The sequence below is a fragment of the Salinicola sp. NYA28a genome, from assembly GCF_976982775.1.
On sequence record NZ_OZ334582.1, the window covers coordinates 3,506,465 to 3,525,062 of the forward strand.

Genomic DNA, 18,598 nt, shown 5'->3' on the forward strand with positions numbered 1-18,598 from the left:
CCTTCCTCGAAGCTCGAAGCTCGAAGCTCGAAGCTCGAAGCTCGAAGCTCGAAGCTCGAAGCTTAGGCCGGCTCGCCCAGCACCAGCAGGGGGTTGAAAGCGCGCCTCGCCAGATCCCGATCGGCAATCATCATGTCCAGGGCCAGGCTGGCCAGGTCATCGGCCAGTGGGTCGGCGTCCGCCTCCCATTCGCGATTGACCCGTTTCAGATAGCTGTGGCAGTGATCGCAGGTCTCGGCCTGAATCGGCAATACCCGCTCGCCCTGCTCGTCCTCGAGCCCGCTGTAGTCCAGTGTCTTGCTGTCACCGCACTGTGCGCACTTGGCGCGCTCGGCGTACCACTCGCTGGCACACAGGCCACACTGCAGGTAGCGCACCCGGGAACGCGCCATGCCGATCTGGATCAGACTGCCGACAGCGGGAGCCCCGCAGCACGGGCACAGGCCGCTGGTAGCGCCCGCCGGCCTGGGCGGCGTGGCGGGCAGCATCCGCGCCTGACGCGTCCAGGCGACTTGCAGCGCAGCGCCCATCAGCGGTGCCATGGCGCGCTGCTCCAGCGGCAGCGGCCGACCCTCGAGCATGGCATGGGCCAACTCGGCACGCTCCGTCTGCGGAAGCCGGCGCAATGCATCGAACCAGCCTCGCTGCGGTTCCACCACCTGCGCGTCGAGCTCCTCCAGCAACGCCTCGAGATCGTCGTGCCACGACATGTCCCGCCACAGGCCGTCGATCGACAAGGGGGGAATGCCATGACGCATCGCCAGCTCCGCCCCGCTCGTCAATGCCGGACGCGACTGCTGAACGACCCGGTGCTGCGCCTCGACCACCATTGCCATGAACTGCAGGTAGGCCGCCATCGCCGGGACACGCTCGGCCAGCTGACGCAGGCGCCGGGCGCGCTCGACGAACAGCTTGCGCGCCGGCAGGCCGACCATCGGAGGCGCCCCCGGTGACGGGGGCGCCTGGCCAAAGGTGTGCTCGCCGGCGACAGCCGGCTCGCTTTCGTTATCAGGGTTGCTGCTCACGGTGCTGCGCCTCCTCTTGTTCGCGGGCCCACAGGCCGTGGTGATGGCGCGCCCAGGCGCGGGTCACCCAGCCTCGGGTCATGGACCGAATCGAGCCCTTGACCCAGATGGCCGCGTAGACGTGAACCACGATGGTGACGATGGCCACGAATGCCGACACGGCGTGGAGCAGGCTGGCGAAGCGGATCAGCGGGATCGGGAAATAGCCGGCGAACCAGGGCCGCCACATGATCACGCCGCTGATCAGCAGTACCGCGATCGACACTACCAGCGCCCAATAGACCAGTTTCTGGCCCGGATTGTACTTACCGATGGGCGGCAGCTTCTCGTCGCGGTTGTCGAGCACGTCGCCGATCTGGCGCACCCACTGGACGTCGTTCTCGCCGAGCAGGTTGCGCCGCACGTGCCGGGCCGCCATGGCGTAGAACAGCAGCACCAGCACCACCCCGAGAAACGGATGCAGGATCCGCGCCCAGACCGGCCCGCCCAGCGTATGGCTGAGGAAGAAGAAGGCCGGATGGAAGAACGCCAGTCCGGAGAGCGCCAACAGCACGAAGACCATTGCCATGGTCCAGTGGTTGGCGCGATCCAGCGGCGAATAACGAATCAGACGATCGCGTGGCATCTTCATCGGTCTTCTCCCCGCGGACGGGTGGCATCGTAGCCGAGCGAATGAGGCGGCGGCGCGTCTTCCTGCACGTGCTCTTCCGGCTCCTCCTTCGGCCCCTTGGTCATGTAATGGATCACGCCCGCGAACGCGGTGATGCCGATGATCGCCGACATGATCGGCTTGGTCGCGCCCTTCCACGCCCCGACCAGCGGCGAGATGCGCGGATCCTTGGGCAACCCGCTGTAGCGGTTGGGATCATTGGCGTGATGCAGCACGTACATCACGTGCGTGCCGCCGACCCCGGCCGGATCGTAGATACCCGCGTCACGGAAGCCGAGTTCCTTGAGATCGCCCACCCGCTTCTCCGCCCGCGCCAGCATGTCCTTCTTGGTGCCGAACTCGATGCAGTTGGTCGGGCAGGTCTTGACGCACGCCGGCTCCACCCCTGCGTTGACCCGATCCGAACAGAGGGTGCACTTGTAGGACTTCTGATCCTTGGGCGAGATTCGCGGAATATCGAACGGGCACCCGGTGATGCAGTACCCGCAGCCGATACAGTGGTTGGAGTCGAAGTCGACGATCCCGTTGGCGTACTGCACGATCGCTCCGGGGGCCGGGCAAGCCGTCAGGCAGCCCGGTTCGGCGCAATGCATGCAGCCATCCTTGCGGATCAGCCATTCGAGGTTGCCCTCCTGCGTCTCGTACTCGCTGAACCGCATCACGGTCCAGGATTCCGAGGTCAGGTCGGTAGGGTTGTCGTAGGTGCCGTGGCACTCGCCGACATCGTCGCGCAGGTCGTTCCACTCCATGCACGCCACCTGACACGCCTTGCAACCGATGCATTTGGAGACATCGATCAGCTTGGCGACCTCGTCGACATGCCCCCGGACCTGCGGGGGCGTCGTCGTGGTGGCGGAGCGGGCGATGATGTTCTGGGAATTGTCCATATACGCTCCTCAAGCCTTCTCGACGCGGACGGTGAACGACTTGTATTCCGGCGTCTGGGTGTTGGCATCGCCGACGAATGGCGTCAGGGCGTTGACCAGATAGCCCTTCTTGGCCACTCCGGTGAATCCCCAGTGCAGCGGAATCCCCACGTGGTGAACCTGCTTGTCGCCGATCATCATCGGACGCAGACGCTTGGTCACCACCGCCACGGCCTTGATGAAGCCCCGCTTGGAGGAGACCTTCACCCAGTCGCCCGCCGCGATGCCGATCTCGTCGGCCAGCGCCTCGCCGATCTCGACGAACTGCTGCGGCTGCACGACGGCATTGAGCTCGGCATGCTTGGTCCAGAAGTGGAAGTGCTCGGTGAGACGATAGGTCGTCGCCGCGTGCGGGAACTCCTCGGGCGTGCCCAGCGCCTCGCGATCCTCCTCGAAGATGCGCGCGGCCGGGTTGTTGCGCGCCTTCTCCTTGCCCGGATGCAACAGGTTCTGGGGCACCGGCGATTCGAACGGCTCGTAATGTTCGGGGAACGGGCCGTCGACCATGCTCTGCCCGGCGAACAGGTGACCGACGCCTTCCGGCTGCATGATGAACGGCATCTGCCCCTGCGATGGCGGCGAATTGGTCGGAAAATCCGGTACATCCGCGCCGACCCAGGCACCCTGCTCGCTGTCCCACCAGATGAACGCCTTATCAGGCCCCCAGGGGCGTCCCTGGACGTCCGCGCTGGCCCGGTTGTAGAGGATTCGCCGGTTCATCGGCCAGGCCCATGCCCAGCCCAGCGTATTGCCGGTGCCGTAAGGGTCCGAGTTGTCGCGGTTTGCCATCTGGTTGCCGGCTTCGGTCCAGCAGCCGGCGAATATCCAGCAGCCCGCCGCGGTGCGGCCGTCGGCGGTCAGCTCGGCGAAACCGGACAGCTGCTCACCGGCGCGCCGGGTCACGTTGCCTTGCTCGTCGGTAAGATCCTCCAGCGCGCGCCCGTTGAACTCGCGTGCCAGTTCGTCCGCCTTCGGATCGGCCGGAATCCGGTAATCCCAGGTCAGGTTGAGGATCGGGTCCGGGAAGACGCCGCCCTCCTCCTGATAGAGCTGCTTCAGCTTGAGGAACAGCTCGCCCATGATGCGGGTATCCGGTCGCGCGTCTCCCGGCGGTGGTGCCGCGGACCAGTGCCACTGCAGCCAGCGGGCGCTGTTGACGATCGACCCCTCGTCCTCGGCGAAGCAACAGGTCGGCAGGCGGAACACCTCGGTGTCGATCTGGCTGGAATCGACATCGTTGTACTCGCCGTAATTCTTCCAGAATTCGCTGGTCTCGGTGTTGAGCGGGTCCATCACCACCAGATACTTCAAGGAAGAGAGCGCCTTGGTCACCTTGGCCCGGTTGGGGAACGACGCCAACGGGTTGAACCCCTGGCAGAAGTAGCCGTTGAGCTCGCCCTTGGACATGCGCTCGAACGTATCGAGAATGTCATAGAGCGGCCGCTCGAGCTTGGGCAGCCAGTCGAAGCACCAGTTGTTGGCTTCGTTGGCGGCATCGCCGTACCACGCCTTCATCAGGCTGACATGGAATTTCTCGTAGTTCTTCCAGTAGGAAACCTGGCCTTCGACGGTGGGCTGCTTGGTGCGCTTGTCGATATAGGCGCGGTAGTCCTGCTCCTTGGCGTTGGCCAGCGTCATGTAGCCCGGCAGCAGCTGGGAAAGCAGACCCAGATCGGTCAGCCCCTGAATGTTGGAGTGTCCGCGCAACGCGTTGACGCCGCCACCCGGCATGCCCATGTTGCCCAGCAACAGCTGCACCATCGCGGCCGTACGGATGATCTGGGAGCCGATCGAGTGCTGCGTCCACCCCAGCGCGTAGAGGATGGTCATGGTCTTGTCGGGGACCGCCATCGCCGCGATCTTCTTCCAGATGCGCTGGATGTTCTCGACCGCGATACCGGTGATGCTCGAGACCATGGCCGGGGTGTAACGCGCGTAGTGTTCACGCAGCAGCTGATAGACGCAGCGCGGATCCTGCAACGTCTCGTCGCGACGGACGAAACCGTCGTCGCCCATCTCGTACATCCACGACTGCTTGTCGTAGCTGCGCGTCGACTCGTCGTAGCCCGAGAACAGGCCGTCCTCGAAACCGTACCCCTCGCGCACGATCAATGCCGCGTCGGTGTAATTCAACACGTACTCGTGCTGAATCTGGTCGGTCTCGATCAGATAGCTGATCAGGCCGCCGAGAAACGCGATATCGGTGCCGGTACGGATGAACGCCTTGTCCTGCGCCACGGCGCCGGTACGGGTGAAGCGCGGGTCGATCGTGATCAACTCGGCCTTGTTGTGTTCGATGGCCTCGGTGACCCAGCGGAAGCCCACGGGGTGTGCTTCGGCAGAGTTGCCGCCCATCGAGAGAATCAGATTGGCATTGCGGATGTCGACCCAGTGATTGGTCATGGCACCGCGACCGAATGTTGGGGCAAGACCTGCCACCGTCGGTCCGTGTCAGACGCGCGCCTGGTTATCGAAAGCCACCATGCCGAGATTGCGCACCACCTTGTGGGTGATGTAGCCGGCTTCGTTGGAAGAACCCGATGCCGCCAGGAACCCGGTCGTCGTCCAGTGGTTGACCGTCTCGCCGTGCGCCGTGCGCTGGACGAAGTTGGCGTCGCGATCGTCCTTCATGTGCCGGGCGATGCGGGTCAGCGCTTCATCCCAGCCGATCCGCTTCCATTCGCTGGTGCCCGCTTCACGCACCTGCGGATATTCGAGACGTCCCTTGCTGTGAACGAAGTCGAGCAGGCCAGCGCCTTTCGGGCAGAGCGAACCTCGCGAGACCGGGTGGTCCGGATCGCCTTCGATATGGAAGACGTTCTGTTCGACGTTCTTGGCGCCATCGCCCTTGCTGTAAATCAGAATGCCGCAACCCACCGAGCAGTAGGTGCAGGTATTGCGCGTCTCTTTGGCGTGGGTCAGCTTGAACTGGCGGATAGAAGCTTCGGCGGGTTCGGGGGCAAACCCCATCATCGCCAGGCTCGAGCTCGCCAATCCCGCCCCGCCCAGTTTGAAAAACTGGCGCCGAGTGACATTGATCGACATGTATCATCCTCAACGGTCATTAACCGGCACCTCTACCGACGGGTGCTTTGGTTGTCTTATATCAAACATCAGCGACGGATGCTACTGTGGACTCTAGACAAATTGTCGCTCATGACCATGGCCGAATGTGACGTCATCGACTGCCGCCCCGACGTCATCGAACCCGACTCGTGGCCCCGAATGAAAAACGCCCGCTCTCCTCGCAAGGAGAGCGGGCGTCATCAAGGCCCGAAGGCTCGGGGCGCTATACCGCGCGAGCGGGCGTAGTCTCCGATTTCGCCTTGGTCAGCAGGAACAGCACGACGGTAATGACCGCACCGACGATATCGCTGATCATCCCCGGGAAGATCAATGCCAGCGCGCCGATCGCTGCCAGTATCCGCCAGAACGGATTGAGCGGTCGCCGCAGATAGCCCTCGACCGCGACGGCCAGCAGCAACACGCCGACCACACCGGTCACGATGACCCACAGCGTGTTCCACAACGTCGCGTCGATCATCAGCATGCTGTGCGCGAACACGAACATGTACGGCACCACGAAGCCGGCGATCGCCAGTTTCATCGCCTGGAAACCGGTCGCGTTGGGCGATCCGCCGCTGATGCCGGCGCCAGCGTAGGCAGCCAGGGCCACCGGCGGCGTCAGGTTGGCGAACAGCCCGAAGTAGAACACGAACATGTGCGCCACGAAGATCGCCGTCTCGTTGCTGCCGGCCAGCTCGCGGAACATCGGCAGGTTGAGCAGAATCGGCGCGGCCATGGTACTGGTGATGATGTAGGTCGGAATGCTGGGCAGCCCCATGCCGAGCACGATCGACGCGATCATGGTCAAGAACAGCGTGACCAGCAGCTGGATCATCGGAATCGGAATCTGCTGGCCCAGCGTCACCACCGCGTCCGCTGCCTCCAGCGCAATACCGGTCAACGTGGCGATCCCCACGATGATGCCCACCGCGCCACACGCCACCGCCACGGGGATCGCGTTACGCACCCCGTCGTGCATGGCATCGCGACAATCGGCGACATCCATCTTCTCCGCCACCATGCCCAGCCTGGCACGCATCGCGTTGACCGCTACCGGGATCGCGATGATCACGAACAGCATCCAGCGGCTGGCCGGGAAGTTGGGCATCGCATGGCCGCCGAGCAGCGCGCGCAGCTGCGGTTCGAAGATCAACAGCGCGAGAACCAGGCTGAGCCCGATGGTGACGCGGCGCGTACCGCAGATCAGAACCGTCGCCGCGATCGACCAGAAGGCCGCGAAGAACGGTGCCCGCCCTTCGAACAGCAGCCACAGCAGCACGGCCATCGGTATCAGCAGGTGGCCTCGCTTGAGCATGACCTCCTTGAGCGGCGTGAGCTGGGAGCGGGGAATGCCTTCCAGCCCGTTGCGCATGGCGCGCAGATGCACCTGGAACAGCACCCCGAGATAGAACAGCAGTGCCGGGATGATGCCGGCCAGAATGACCTGGGTATAAGGAACGGCCAGCACCTCGGCCATGATGAACGCCGCCGCCCCCATGATCGGGGGCAGGATCTGTCCGCCGACGCTGGCGGCCGCTTCCACCGCACCGGCAAAGTTCGGTTTGTAGCCGGTCTTCTTCATCAGCGGGATGGTGAAGGCGCCTGTCGTCACCACGTTGGCAATGGCCGAACCGTTGATCGAACCCAGGAAACCGCTGGCGATGACCGCGACCTTGGCCGGCCCGCCGCGGGTATGCCCGGCGATCGCCAGCGCCAGATCATTGAACAGTTGTCCCAGTCCGGACTTGCCGAGAAAGGCGCCGAACAGAATGAACAGGATGATGTAACTCGCCGACACCCCGATCGCCGTCCCCAGCAGCCCCTCGGTGATATAGACCAGGTGCGAGACGATCTGCTTGCAGGTGGCGAGCACGATCGCCTCGTTCAACTGCGGGTAGAAAGAGAGCTTGGCGTAGAAGCCATAAATCAGGAACAGCGTCGCCAGGATGGTCAGACCCCAGCCGGTGACGCGTCGGGTCGCATCGAGTACCAGCAGAATCGCCACGAGGCCGACGACCATGTCGACATTGTTGATGCGCCCTGCCGAGGCGATGACCCGGTCCGACACCATCAGCATGTAGACGCCGATCCCGAAGGCGATCAACGCCACGATGGCATCACCCCACGGCACGCGATCCCGTGCGCCTTTGCGGGTCAGCGGATAGAGAATGAAGGCCAGGCCCAGCAGGGTATAGAGGTGGATGCTGCGCTGCGCGACATCGACCAGTGGCCCCGAAAACGAGGTGTAAAGGTGAAACAGCGCCAGCAGCACCGATACCGCCATGACGAACTGGACCACCGCGCGCGGCAGCCTGTCCCGTACCAGGCTCTCGCGATCGAATTTCTCCAGCGCCTCCTTGACCGACGGATCTTCCGGGCCGTCGGTGGAGATCGTGTTCTTCTGTTCGGACATATGTCTTCCTCGCCACGCAGGAATCTATGACAACCAGGGGCGCACCAGTGCCGGCAACACTTGCCACAAGGGCACCCTGAGTATGGAAAAGGTCAAAATCGGCGGTGGGTCGCCACGCGACAGGGGAATGACATGGCCGGCAAATATCAGGCGGTAGTGTTCTTCCACCGCCGCCTGTACCGCCAGCGGATCGACCACGCGATCGATCCCGGTCATCACCACCCAGCCATCCTCGAGATGGGTTTCGTTGCCGGCACGGGATGGCACACCGGCACCGAAGGTCTTGAATCGCGTTCCGGTGATTTCGATGACATCGCCCTCGGTAACTGCGAACCACTCTTCCCAGTCCTCCTTCTCGACCGAGTGCATCCAGCGCAGAGTGAAGGTCGTCCCCTCCCACCCCGGAAAAGCAAACCGCCACTGCGGCCCGTCACGAATGACCAGCCACGGTAGCGGATACGCAGCGGTGGCGATCACCAGGATCACCACCGCTGCGATACTCAGCCAGATTTTACGCATCGCCAGGACGTGTCATGGCTTGCGGGACACGCGAGCGCTCTTGCTCAGGATTGCGGTTCTTTGTCCTGAGCGTTGTCGCCACCACTGGTATCGCTGCCTTCGGTAGGCTGAGCGTTGTCTTCAGGCGTCTCGGCGCTGGTCTGCTTGGCAGGGTCGGCCTCGGCACCGTCCGCATCGGTAGTTGCCGCCTGTTCGTTGGCTGCCTGGGAAGCCGTGGCCTCGCTGATGTCGGCCTCGTCGCCGCCGCTGGAGGCCAGCGTGTCGTAGTAGGCCTGCGCGCCCGGATGTACCGGAACGACCAGGTTCTGGTTCATGGTGGCAGGATCGAACTGCTTGAGCGCGCCGACCGAGACGTTGCCGGATTCCAGATAGTCGTGGAAACGCTTGGCCAGATCCTCGGCGACATCGTCGCGCATGGAAGACGGCACGATCATGATGTTGCGGATCGCCACGGTGTTCACGGCGTCGCCCAGGTTATAGCGCTCCGGTGCGCCGGCCGGAATCTCGTAATTCTCGTAGTACGGATATTTTTCCAGCAGCGTGGAAGCAACGTCGCCACTGACCGGCACGAAGGTCACGTCGGTGCTCTGCATCAGTCCGGTGATGCTGGAATTGGGCACGCCGGAAGTGAAGAACGCGGCATCGAGATTGCCGTTGCCCATCTCGGTCACGCTGTCGGCATAACCGGTATGGCTGACCTGGGCCAGGTCGTCGTAGCTCAGACCGGCGGATTCCAGCACCTTGGCCGCGCTCTGCTCGACCCCGGAGCCGACCTTGCCGACGCCGACGCGCTTGCCTTTCAGATCGGCGATGCTCTGGATATCGCTATCGGCCGTCGCGACGACCTGCACCACGTTGGGATACATACCGGCGATGGTTTCGATATCAGCGGGCTGACCCTCGAACTGGTTCTGACCCTTGACCGCATCATAGGCCACGTCGCTCATCACGATGGCGACCTGGTTCAGACCATCGGTGATGTTGTTGATGTTCTGCACGGAAGCGCCGGTGGAAACGACCTGTACACCATCGACCAGATCGCTCTCTTCGAACACGCTCTTGAGCGCGCCGCCGATCGGATAATAGCTGCCGCCGGTACCGCCGGTGCCGAAGATCAGATTGACCGGCTCGCCACCGCCGGCCGAAGCCTGCTGGCTATCTTCCCCGCCCGACTGGGAAGACTGGTCGTTGTCGTTGGTCGACTCGGAACCGTCAGAATCCGGCGTTCCGCCACCGTACTGAGAGGTCGATGATTCCTGAGACGACGGCTGTTTCTGATCACCCTCCTTCGCCTGGTCATCACCGTCATCGCCGCAACCGACCAGCAGTGCGCTGGAGAGTCCCAGCGCGGCGACCAGCATTCCTGTGCGTAACTTCATGTTTCACCCCGTCATTTGAATGTCATCGGCCTGTCCGGCCGAAGAAAATACACACCATGATGGCCCCAAGAGTAAGGAACGCCCGGCGGCGATACCATGCCCGAACCGTCATGTACGACCAAAGTCTAAGACTTGTCGGCCTCTTGCGATAAGACTCGCTGAACCACACCCCCAATGGTCAGACCTTGTACCAGTATCGAGAACAGCACGATGAGATAGGTCACCATCACGATGGTATTGCGGTAGTCGCTCTCGGGCAGACCCAGCGCCAGCGCTACCGAAATTCCGCCCCGCAGCCCGCCCCAGGTGAGCACACGCGTGGTCCCGGGACGATAGTGAATCCAGTGCTTCAGCATCATCATGGGCAGGCCGATGGTGACCAGTCGAGTCACCAGAATCACGCCGATAATCGGTGCGGCAACGATCAGATACGACCATTCGAAGGGAATCAGCAGCAGCTCGAGGCCGATCAACACGAACAGCACCGCGTTTAGAATCTCGTCGATCAGCTCCCAGAAGCCGTCAACGTAGCGGCGGGTGGTGTCCGACATGGCGTGCTCGCGGCCGCGGTTGCCGATGAACAACCCGGCGATGACCATCGAGATCGGCGCCGAGACGTGCAGATGCGTCGCCAGCGTATAGCCGCCCAGCACTAGCGCCAGGCTGACCAGCACCTCGATCTGATACTGGTCGATGCTCTTCATCATCCGGTAGGCGATGTAGCCCATCACCAGCCCGAGCAGAATGCCGCCGCCGGCCTCTTCCAGAAACAGCATCGCGGAATGCGTGACTGTCAGCGCTTCGGTCGCGGTCGCCGCCCCCAGCATCATGGTGAAGACCACCACCGCGACGCCGTCGTTGAACAGGGATTCACCGACGATCTTGATCTCCATGTCCTCGGGTGCGCCGGCGCTGCGCATGATGCCGAGCACGGCAATCGGGTCCGTCGGCGAGATCAACGCCCCGAAGACCAGGCAGTAGAGATAGGGCACCGCCATATGGAAGGTAGCGAAGAGCCACCAGGCCGCACTGCCGATCGCCACGGTCGAGATCACCACGCCGATGGTGGCAAGAAAGCTGATCGAATAGCGATAGCGCTTCAGTTTATGGAAATCGACGTGCAGCGCGCCGGCAAACAGCAGGAACGACAGCATGCCGTCCATCAGCAGCGCATTGAAGTTTATCTGCCCCAGCCAGGCTTCAGCCCAATCGGTAATCGCATCGAACCCGACGTGACTCAACGCAATCAACAGCAACGAAGCCATCAGCGAGATGAACATCACGCCGATCGTCGCCGGCAGCTTGATGAATCGGTAGTTGAACCACGCAAACAGCGCAGTGATGGTGATGAAGAGTGCTGCGATTTCCAGCATGGCATCCTTTCCTGTCGCCGCCAGCCGTGGCGAATGATCGATAGGCGTCCTGCCCCATACCGTAACGATAGTGGCTCATGACGATGGCAGCTATGATGCGGGTTTATCCCGACGGCAATTCGTTGGAAAAGCGAGCAACCAAAAAAGCGGACCCGTGATGGCGGGTCCGCTTTGCGTTACTGACCAGTCGGGTCTTTCGACCGATCTAGCGCATCGATCGAGTCGATGCATCCACGATCACAGGCCGGCAGCGGCCTTCAGCGTCTCGGCCTTGTCCGTCTTTTCCCACGGGAAAGCGGTGAAGGTTTCGGTCTGGGTTTCACCGTTGACGTCGGTCCAGGTGTAGCTGTGTTCGAACGGCTCGCGTCCGAAGTGACCGTAGGAGGCGGTCAGTTGATACATCGGATGGAGCAGGTCGAGCATGCGGGTGATGGCGTGCGGGCGCAGATCGAAGTGCTCGCGCACCAGCTCGATGATCTTGGCCTCGCTGACCTTGGCGGTGCCGAAGGTGTTGATCGAGACCGAAGTCGGCTCGGCGACGCCGATGGCGTAGGAGACCTGGATTTCGCACTTGTCGGCGAGACCGGCGGCGACGATGTTCTTGGCCACGTAGCGCCCGGCATAGGCGGCACTGCGGTCGACCTTGGACGGATCCTTGCCGGAGAACGCCCCGCCACCGTGGCGCGCCATGCCACCGTAGGTATCGACGATGATCTTGCGTCCGGTCAGGCCGCAATCGCCCACCGGGCCACCGATCACGAACTTGCCGGTCGGGTTGATGTGGAACCGGGTCTTGTCGTGAATCCACTCCGCCGGCAGCACGTCGCGGATGATCAGATCCTCGACCGCCTTGCGCAGATCATCCTGGGAGATGTCCGGGTCGTGCTGGGTCGACAGCACTACGGCATCGACGCCATTGGGCTTGCCGTTTTCATCATAAGTGAAGGTGATCTGGCTCTTGGCGTCGGGACGCAGCCAGGAGAGCGTGCCGTTCTTGCGCAGCTCCGCCTGACGTTCGACGAGACGATGCGAATAGTGGATCGGCGCCGGCATGAACGAGTCGGTCTCGTTGGTGGCATAGCCGAACATCAGCCCCTGATCGCCCGCGCCCTGGTCTTCGGGCTTGCTGCGATCGACGCCCTGAGCGATATCGACGCTCTGCTTGCCGATCAGATTGATCACGCCGCAGGTCTCGCCATCGAAACCGACTTCCGAGGAGGTGTAGCCGATATCCATGATCACCTTGCGCACCAAGTCTTCCAGATCGACCCAGGCGGTGGTGGAGATCTCGCCGGCCACGATGGCGACACCGGTCTTCACCAGCGTCTCGCAGGCCACGCGAGCCTGCTTGTCCCGGGCGATGATGGCGTCGAGGACGGCGTCGGAAATCTGATCGGCGATCTTGTCCGGGTGACCTTCGGACACGGATTCGGAGGTAAACAGAGAGTATTCGCTCATGGCGTACGGGGATCCCTTCGTTCACTGGTTGCGGCTCGCGGTCACGACCCGCCTGACAAAATACGCAGCGCCGCCGGTCGGAAGGACGGATGAAAACGACGCACGACATCACTGTCCCCAAGGCGCCGGGGCAGGGAATAAAAGTCTACACACAGAATCGCTAGCTGCCTATTCTTTGCCACCTAAGCCGCCGATTGACCGGCGCTATCGGACGCTTACGTATGGATGCGCTGCATACCGTGCACGATCTCGATCAGTTGCTCGATGCCGGTCGTGGCGTTCTGCCGCTGCCAGGCATTGCGCCCGAAGATCACGCCCCGCGCGCCGTTGTCCAACGCATTGCGGGTGAAGCTTGCCAGGGCCTCGTCGTCGTTCATTGCCGCCCCGCCCAGCACCAGCACCGGAACCGGGCAGCTGTCGGCCAGCGCGCGCATGTCCTCGGCCTCGCCGGTGAACTGCGCCTTGATCAGATCCGCCCCCAGCTCGACGGCGATTCTCGCGACTCGCGCAATCCGCTCGCCATCGAGACGCCCGCCTTCCCGGCTGCCCCATACCACCGCTTCGACGATCAGCGGCAGTCCGATCGCCTCGCACTGGCGGGCGGCCTCCGCCACCGCTTCGAGATTGTCGGCTTCTCGCCCGGGGTCGTCGTAACCCGAGATCAGACACATCACCACTGCGTCCGCACCCATCGCCTGCGCCTGGGCGGGTGTAGCGATCATGCGATGATGCTCCTCTCCCGCCAGGGTGAAGTCGCCCACCATCGGATAGTCGATCCGCAGCACGACCTTGGGCGCCCGGCTATCGGCGAACAGGTCGCCGCAGGATTTGAGCATGCCCGGCGACAGCAGCACCGCCTCCGGCCCGGCCGCGACGATCGCCTCGCAGGCTCGGCGCGCGTCGATCGCATGTTCCACCGGCCCCGCCAGCAAAGTGCGGTCGAACGCCACCATGCAACTCAGGCCGGTATCGCGACGAAACAACCGCCCGACACGTAACCCACTGGAAGAAAAGACGGTCGTCATGACGTGCTCTCCTGAGTCGAGATTGTCGAGTTTTCCTGGCCGGATGTGAGCGTAACGCCATGCTGGCGTGTCGCGATCTCGTACACCGCGTCGATCTCCTCGCGGCGGCGTGTCTCGGCCCAGCCGAGCGCCGCGCCGCACAGGGTCGCAACCTCGTTGATCACCGCGCTGTCGAGCTGGCCGGAGAGCGCGATGGGCAAACGCCGGAACAGCACGTCGGCCAGATGTTCGACGCGTTCGAAGCGACAGACGAAATCGATCTCCCCCACCCGATAATCGGCAAGCGAGGCGAGCGGACGCTGCCGATTCACGCCCTCGGCGCTCATTCTCGCGCAGTGCCGCCCCACCGCTTCGCCCCGCGTGCCGTAACGATCCAGCAGCGTGATCGCCCGCTGCCGGTCGCCCTCGCAGAGCGCCGTCACGCGGGAAAGCCACGCCTCCCGCGACGCGGCATCGCGGGGATAATCCCGCCCCCCGCCGATCGCCAACTGCCGGGTATCGATCTCGCGGCGCCGACCGAGCCTGGCCAGCACATCATCCGCCACCTCCTCGGCAAAGCCACGGAAGGTGGTCCACTTGCCGCCCACCAGCGACAGCACCGGCCAGTCGTGGATACGATCCTCGACGATGGCGTGATCGCGGCTGATCTGGCCCGGGTCGGCGGCATCGCTGCGCGGCAGCGGGCGCACCCCGCTGTAGCGATAGCGCACCTGTTCCGGCCCGATCGCGACGCCGGGAAACAGGTAGCGCACCGCCTCGAGCATGTAATCGCGCTCGTCGTCGTCGCAGACGGCCTGGTCCGGCTCGGTGCAGCGGATGTCCGTCGCCCCGACCAGCACATGGTTCATGAACGGATAGATCAGACAGATCCGTCCGTCCGGCGTGCCGAAGTAGATCATGCGCCCGTCGAGCTGGCGCCGGATGGCCGGCACATCGATGATCAAATGTCCGCCCTTGGTGCCGCCGATATGCCGCGTTTCCCGCCCCAACTGGCGGTTGATCTCGTCGATCCAGGCACCACCGGCGTTGATGATGAGTTGCGGCTTCACCGTGAACGCGCCGCCCTTTTCATCCTCGAACATGACCGCTTCGCCATCGGCACCGACGAGATTGACGTGATTGAGCGCCATCGCCCCGCGATGGGTTCGGCAACCGTCGTCGATCAGTTCGAACCCGAGCCGCTCGGCCTGGCTGATCGCCGCGTCGTAATAGGTGTGCAGCGCCCGCACGTCGCGCCGAATATCCGGCAGCGACCGATGCACCTTGCGACCCAGCATCACCGAATGGCGCGGCATGCTGCGAAAGTGACGGCCGAAGAAGTCGTAGAGCGTCAGCCCCACCTCGCTGATCAGGATGCCGCGGTCGTCGATCTTCGCCGGACGCCGAAAGAAGCGCTGGATCGACGGCCAGATGCCGCCCCACCAGCTGTGCGTGGGCATCGCCGTACGCAGCGGATGCACCACGTGCGGCGCGTTGCGCAACAGCAGGTTGCGCTCTCGGGTCGATTGCGCCACCAGCCGGAACTCGCCGGTCTCCAGATACTTGAGGCCACCATGGATCAACCGCGAGGGCGCGGCGCTGGCCCCGGCGCAGAAATCCTGCTTGTCGACGATCAAGGTATCGACCCCCTGCAGTGCCAGATCGCGAAACAGCCCGGCGCCATTGATCCCGGCACCGATGATCAGCACCGAGATCGAAGGGTCGCCCCGCAGGCGTTCCAGTGTCTGCTGGCGCGTCAGCGGGGCTGGATTCAGAGATTCCGTCATCGGGTGGCTCTCCCCATCGGTCTGGATTCGGATTCGGCGTCGGACGCTCCCGCCGACGAGGCCTCGGCATCGAGCACCGCCCACAGCGGACGCAGGCACTCGATCAATCGCTCATAACGCTCGAAGCCTTGCTGACACTCGGCCTGGCGATGGGCATCCGGTATGTAGCGGTGATCGACCTCGCACAGCCGTGTGGCGGTGTCGATCGACGAGAACGCACCGGCCGCGACGCCCGCGCAGATCGCCGCGCCCCAGGCCGCCGCCTCCTGGATGCGCGAGGTTTCCAGCGGCAAGCCGAGCGAATCGGCGAACAGTTGGGCCAGCCGCGGCGAGTGGCTGCCGCCGCCGGTGATACGGATGCGATCGATGGCGAAGGTCGACGCCAGCGCATCGACATGGACACGATGATTGAACACCACGCCTTCGAGAATCGCGCGCAGGACATGGCCGCGACCATGCCAGCCCTGCAGGCCGAACAGGCCCGCGCTGGCAGGCTCGTCGTAGGGCGAACCGTAAAGAAAAGGGTGATAGACCAGGCGCGACGGGCTCCGGAACGCCTCGTCCAGCGCCGCCTCCATGTCGGCGAGAAAGGCCCCGGCGCCGCCATCGCCGGCCCGGCCCCACTGGCGATGAAACCATTCGAGATTGCTCGACGACGCCGGTGAAATCGCCATGTTTAGCCATTGGCCCGGGCGCAGGCCGTTGCGGGTCGCCCAGCGCGGATCGGGCTTCGGCGCGTCGGAAAAGACTTCGTTGATGCTGAAGGTGCCGGCCGCGATGGTCAGCGTGTCCGACTCGATGTTGCCCAGCCCCACCGCGCTGGCCGTGACATCGTGAAGCCCCGTCGCCACGGGAGTTCCCGCTTTCAAGCCGGTCTCGCGGGCCGCCGCCTCGCAGACATGCCCGGCGATCTCGTCGGGCATGCGCACCTCCGGCAGCGCTTCGAAGGCGCCATCGATCCTAAGCATCGACAGCGCGTCACGGCTGTAGCGCTGGGTCTCGACGTCGGTATAGCCGGTGCTGGACTCGGTGAAGTCGGTCGCCACCGTGCCGGTCAGCTTGAAACGCAGCCAGTCCTTGCAGGTCAGCACATGGCCGAGCGCGGCGAACCGTTCCGGCTGATGATCCTGCATCCATGCCAGCAAGGTCACCGGCGAGAAAGCGAAAGGCGTCTGCCCGATCCTCGCCAGCGCTTCGTCCCGAACGCCCTCCCGGCACCAGCGCTCTACCATACCCGCCGCGCGGCTATCCAGTGAGGTGATCGCCTGGCCAAGCGGTTCTCCCTTGCGGTCGAGCGGATAGAGTCCGTCGCCATGGCCGGTAACACCGACCGCCAGGATTTCGTCACCGTCCAGCTTGGCCGCGGCCAGAGCGTTGCGTATCGCCGCTGTCGCGCTCGCCCAGGTGGCGTTCATGTCACGCTCGACCCAGTGCGCCTGAGGATGCTCGAGCCGGGAAGATTCCCGCCCGATCCCCACGACGTGGCCCTGGGTATCGAAGATCACCGCCTTGGTGGAACTGGAGCCGCCATCGAGCCCCAGCAGATAACCGCGTGACATGGCTGCCTCCCCGTTGATCGCCTTCGCCGAATCATTCAGTGGTGGCTTGCACGAACGCCACTCGCGGCCATTTCTAACATTATTCTGTGACGAAAAGTCGTTAGACGTTAGTGTTAACTATCTTTCTGATTTTAAATAATACTAATTTAATCAAAGATTTAAAAATTACCCGCCGAGCAGGAAACTTATCCGAGACCAAAGTCATACGGCAGTACGTCACTTTTTGATGTTATTTCTTCACTACTCCTTCGTTATTCGTTTCAGTCCACCAACCCAGCGCCGGAGTCTCCAATGCCTGATTCTCGAGCGTCATTCCCCGAAAGCATGCAGGCCGTGGTCTGTCGCGGCCCCGGCGACTACCGCCTGGAGAGTGTGCCGACGCCCCGGCCCGGTCCGCGAGAGCTGATCCTCAAAATCCAGGCCTGCGGCATCTGTTCGAGCGATCTGAAGTGCCGCGACGGCGCTGCCATGTACTGGGGCGACGGCGATCGCTTCGCGCCTTTCGTGAAGCCACCGATGATCGTCGGCCACGAATTCGCCGGCGAAGTGGTCGCGCTCGGTGAAGGCGCTGCCGAACACTTCAACGTCGAACTCGGCATGCGCGTGGTGCCGGAGCAGATCCTGCCCTGCCGGCAGTGCTTCTACTGCCAGCGCGGCCATTACTGGATGTGCGAGGTGCACAACATCTTCGGCTTCCAGGGCGGTGTCGCCGACGGCGGCATGGCGGAATATCTGCGCGTGCCGGCCAACGCGGTGCTGCATCCGGTCGATCCGCGCCTGAGCGTCGAGGACGCCGCCTTCCTCGAGCCGCTGGCCTGCGGCATCCATGCTGTCAATCGGGCCGAGATACAGTTCGACGATACCGTGGTGATCGCTGGTGGCGGGCCGATCGGCCTGGCGATGGTTCAGCTCGCCAGGCTCAAGACGCCCAGACAGCTGGTTCTGGTCGATACCCACGACGACCGCCTGGCGCTGGCCCGCGACTACGGCGCCGATCACGGCTTCAATCCGCATCGCGACGACATCGCCAAGGAGATCCGCGCGCTCACCGGCGGCTACGGTTGTGAGGTCTATATCGACGCCACGGGTTCATCGAGCGGCGTGATCCAGGGCCTGGAATCGCTACGCAAGCTCGGCCGCTTCGTCGAGTTCAGCGTGTTCAAGGAGCCCACCACCGTCGACTGGTCGACCATCGGCGACCGCAAGGAGCTGGATATCCGCGGCTCGCACCTCTCGCCGCACACCTACCCGGTCGCGATCGACCTGCTGGCCCGGGGCCTGGTGACGACTCGCGGCATCGTGACGCACCACGTTCCGCTGGCCGAGTTCGAACGCGGCTTCGAGATCGCCGCCCGGCGCGATTCGATCAAGGTCGTGCTCACCACCAGCGAGGCCTGACGACGAGCGCCGTCGAATCGC

The 18,598-nt window shown here is 63.6% G+C and carries 13 protein-coding genes; 1 reads left to right on the forward strand and 12 read right to left on the reverse strand.

Annotated elements, in window-relative coordinates; translation table 11 throughout:
• Positions 1-62: 62 nt before the first annotated feature.
• From fdhE to ACWHY3_RS15865, 12 genes are all read right to left on the reverse strand, one after another.
• Entirely contained in the window at positions 63-1,025 is a 963-nt protein-coding gene (fdhE, locus tag ACWHY3_RS15810; RefSeq protein ID WP_256961336.1) for a formate dehydrogenase accessory protein FdhE, read from the reverse strand.
• Positions 1,009-1,656: a formate dehydrogenase subunit gamma gene (locus tag ACWHY3_RS15815; protein WP_071231415.1), complete on the reverse strand. Its 648-nt coding sequence runs from the start codon at positions 1,654-1,656 to the stop codon at positions 1,009-1,011. Before ACWHY3_RS15815 ends, fdhE begins: the two co-directional genes overlap by 17 nt.
• Complete coding sequence (gene fdxH / locus ACWHY3_RS15820; protein WP_303855494.1) at positions 1,653-2,582, reverse strand: formate dehydrogenase subunit beta; 930 nt, start codon at positions 2,580-2,582, stop codon at positions 1,653-1,655. The genes ACWHY3_RS15815 and fdxH overlap by 4 nt, the downstream gene beginning before the upstream one ends.
• Before the next feature lie 9 nt (positions 2,583-2,591).
• Complete coding sequence (gene fdnG, locus ACWHY3_RS15825; protein WP_448126935.1) at positions 2,592-5,666, reverse strand: formate dehydrogenase-N subunit alpha; 3,075 nt, start codon at positions 5,664-5,666, stop codon at positions 2,592-2,594.
• Between the two features lie 244 nt (positions 5,667-5,910).
• Positions 5,911-8,100 carry a TRAP transporter permease gene (locus ACWHY3_RS15830; protein WP_303855490.1) on the reverse strand — a complete coding sequence of 730 codons (2,190 nt, stop codon included), beginning with the start codon at positions 8,098-8,100 and terminating at the stop codon, positions 5,911-5,913.
• A 24-nt stretch (positions 8,101-8,124) separates the two neighbouring features.
• Positions 8,125-8,619 (reverse strand): DUF1850 domain-containing protein, encoded by a 495-nt coding sequence (locus ACWHY3_RS15835; RefSeq protein ID WP_087720408.1) that lies wholly within the window; start codon positions 8,617-8,619, stop codon positions 8,125-8,127.
• A 44-nt stretch (positions 8,620-8,663) separates the two neighbouring features.
• Positions 8,664-9,998, reverse strand: coding sequence for a TAXI family TRAP transporter solute-binding subunit (locus tag ACWHY3_RS15840; protein ID WP_448126936.1), 1,335 nt, complete (start codon positions 9,996-9,998; stop codon positions 8,664-8,666).
• Between the two features lie 125 nt (positions 9,999-10,123).
• Positions 10,124-11,371 (reverse strand): cation:proton antiporter, encoded by a 1,248-nt coding sequence (locus tag ACWHY3_RS15845; RefSeq protein WP_448126937.1) that lies wholly within the window; start codon positions 11,369-11,371, stop codon positions 10,124-10,126.
• A gap of 237 nt (positions 11,372-11,608) precedes the next feature.
• Positions 11,609-12,829 carry a methionine adenosyltransferase gene (metK, locus tag ACWHY3_RS15850; protein WP_087720411.1) on the reverse strand — a complete coding sequence of 407 codons (1,221 nt, stop codon included), beginning with the start codon at positions 12,827-12,829 and terminating at the stop codon, positions 11,609-11,611.
• Positions 12,830-13,044: 215 nt separating this feature from the next.
• On the reverse strand, positions 13,045-13,854 hold the full coding sequence (locus tag ACWHY3_RS15855; RefSeq protein WP_303855483.1) for a class I fructose-bisphosphate aldolase: 810 nt from the start codon (positions 13,852-13,854) through the stop codon (positions 13,045-13,047).
• Positions 13,851-15,620: a glycerol-3-phosphate dehydrogenase/oxidase gene (locus tag ACWHY3_RS15860; RefSeq protein ID WP_448126938.1), complete on the reverse strand. Its 1,770-nt coding sequence runs from the start codon at positions 15,618-15,620 to the stop codon at positions 13,851-13,853. The genes ACWHY3_RS15855 and ACWHY3_RS15860 overlap by 4 nt, the downstream gene beginning before the upstream one ends.
• A complete protein-coding gene (locus ACWHY3_RS15865) occupies positions 15,617-17,179 on the reverse strand; it encodes an FGGY-family carbohydrate kinase (RefSeq protein WP_303855479.1) in 1,563 nt (520 codons plus the stop codon). The genes ACWHY3_RS15860 and ACWHY3_RS15865 overlap by 4 nt, the downstream gene beginning before the upstream one ends.
• A gap of 291 nt (positions 17,180-17,470) precedes the next feature.
• On the opposite strand from ACWHY3_RS15865, the gene ACWHY3_RS15870 reads away from it, so the two are divergent.
• A complete protein-coding gene (locus tag ACWHY3_RS15870) occupies positions 17,471-18,577 on the forward strand; it encodes an alcohol dehydrogenase catalytic domain-containing protein (RefSeq protein ID WP_448126939.1) in 1,107 nt (368 codons plus the stop codon).
• Positions 18,578-18,598 lie beyond the last annotated feature (21 nt).

What these genes read in the sequence shown, in the direction of transcription:
- metK (WP_087720411.1), bottom strand. Translation starts at nt 12,829, where the DNA reads ATGAGCGAATACTCTCTGTTTACCTCCGAATCCGTGTCCGAAGGTCAC.
- ACWHY3_RS15830 (WP_303855490.1), bottom strand. Translation starts at nt 8,100, where the DNA reads ATGTCCGAACAGAAGAACACGATCTCCACCGACGGCCCGGAAGATCCG.
- ACWHY3_RS15840 (WP_448126936.1), bottom strand. Translation starts at nt 9,998, where the DNA reads ATGAAGTTACGCACAGGAATGCTGGTCGCCGCGCTGGGACTCTCCAGC.
- ACWHY3_RS15845 (WP_448126937.1), bottom strand. Translation starts at nt 11,371, where the DNA reads ATGCTGGAAATCGCAGCACTCTTCATCACCATCACTGCGCTGTTTGCG.
- ACWHY3_RS15870 (WP_448126939.1), top strand. Translation starts at nt 17,471, where the DNA reads ATGCCTGATTCTCGAGCGTCATTCCCCGAAAGCATGCAGGCCGTGGTC.
- ACWHY3_RS15865 (WP_303855479.1), bottom strand. Translation starts at nt 17,179, where the DNA reads ATGTCACGCGGTTATCTGCTGGGGCTCGATGGCGGCTCCAGTTCCACC.
- ACWHY3_RS15815 (WP_071231415.1), bottom strand. Translation starts at nt 1,656, where the DNA reads ATGAAGATGCCACGCGATCGTCTGATTCGTTATTCGCCGCTGGATCGC.
- fdxH (WP_303855494.1), bottom strand. Translation starts at nt 2,582, where the DNA reads ATGGACAATTCCCAGAACATCATCGCCCGCTCCGCCACCACGACGACG.
- ACWHY3_RS15835 (WP_087720408.1), bottom strand. Translation starts at nt 8,619, where the DNA reads ATGCGTAAAATCTGGCTGAGTATCGCAGCGGTGGTGATCCTGGTGATC.
- ACWHY3_RS15860 (WP_448126938.1), bottom strand. Translation starts at nt 15,620, where the DNA reads ATGACGGAATCTCTGAATCCAGCCCCGCTGACGCGCCAGCAGACACTG.
- ACWHY3_RS15855 (WP_303855483.1), bottom strand. Translation starts at nt 13,854, where the DNA reads ATGACGACCGTCTTTTCTTCCAGTGGGTTACGTGTCGGGCGGTTGTTT.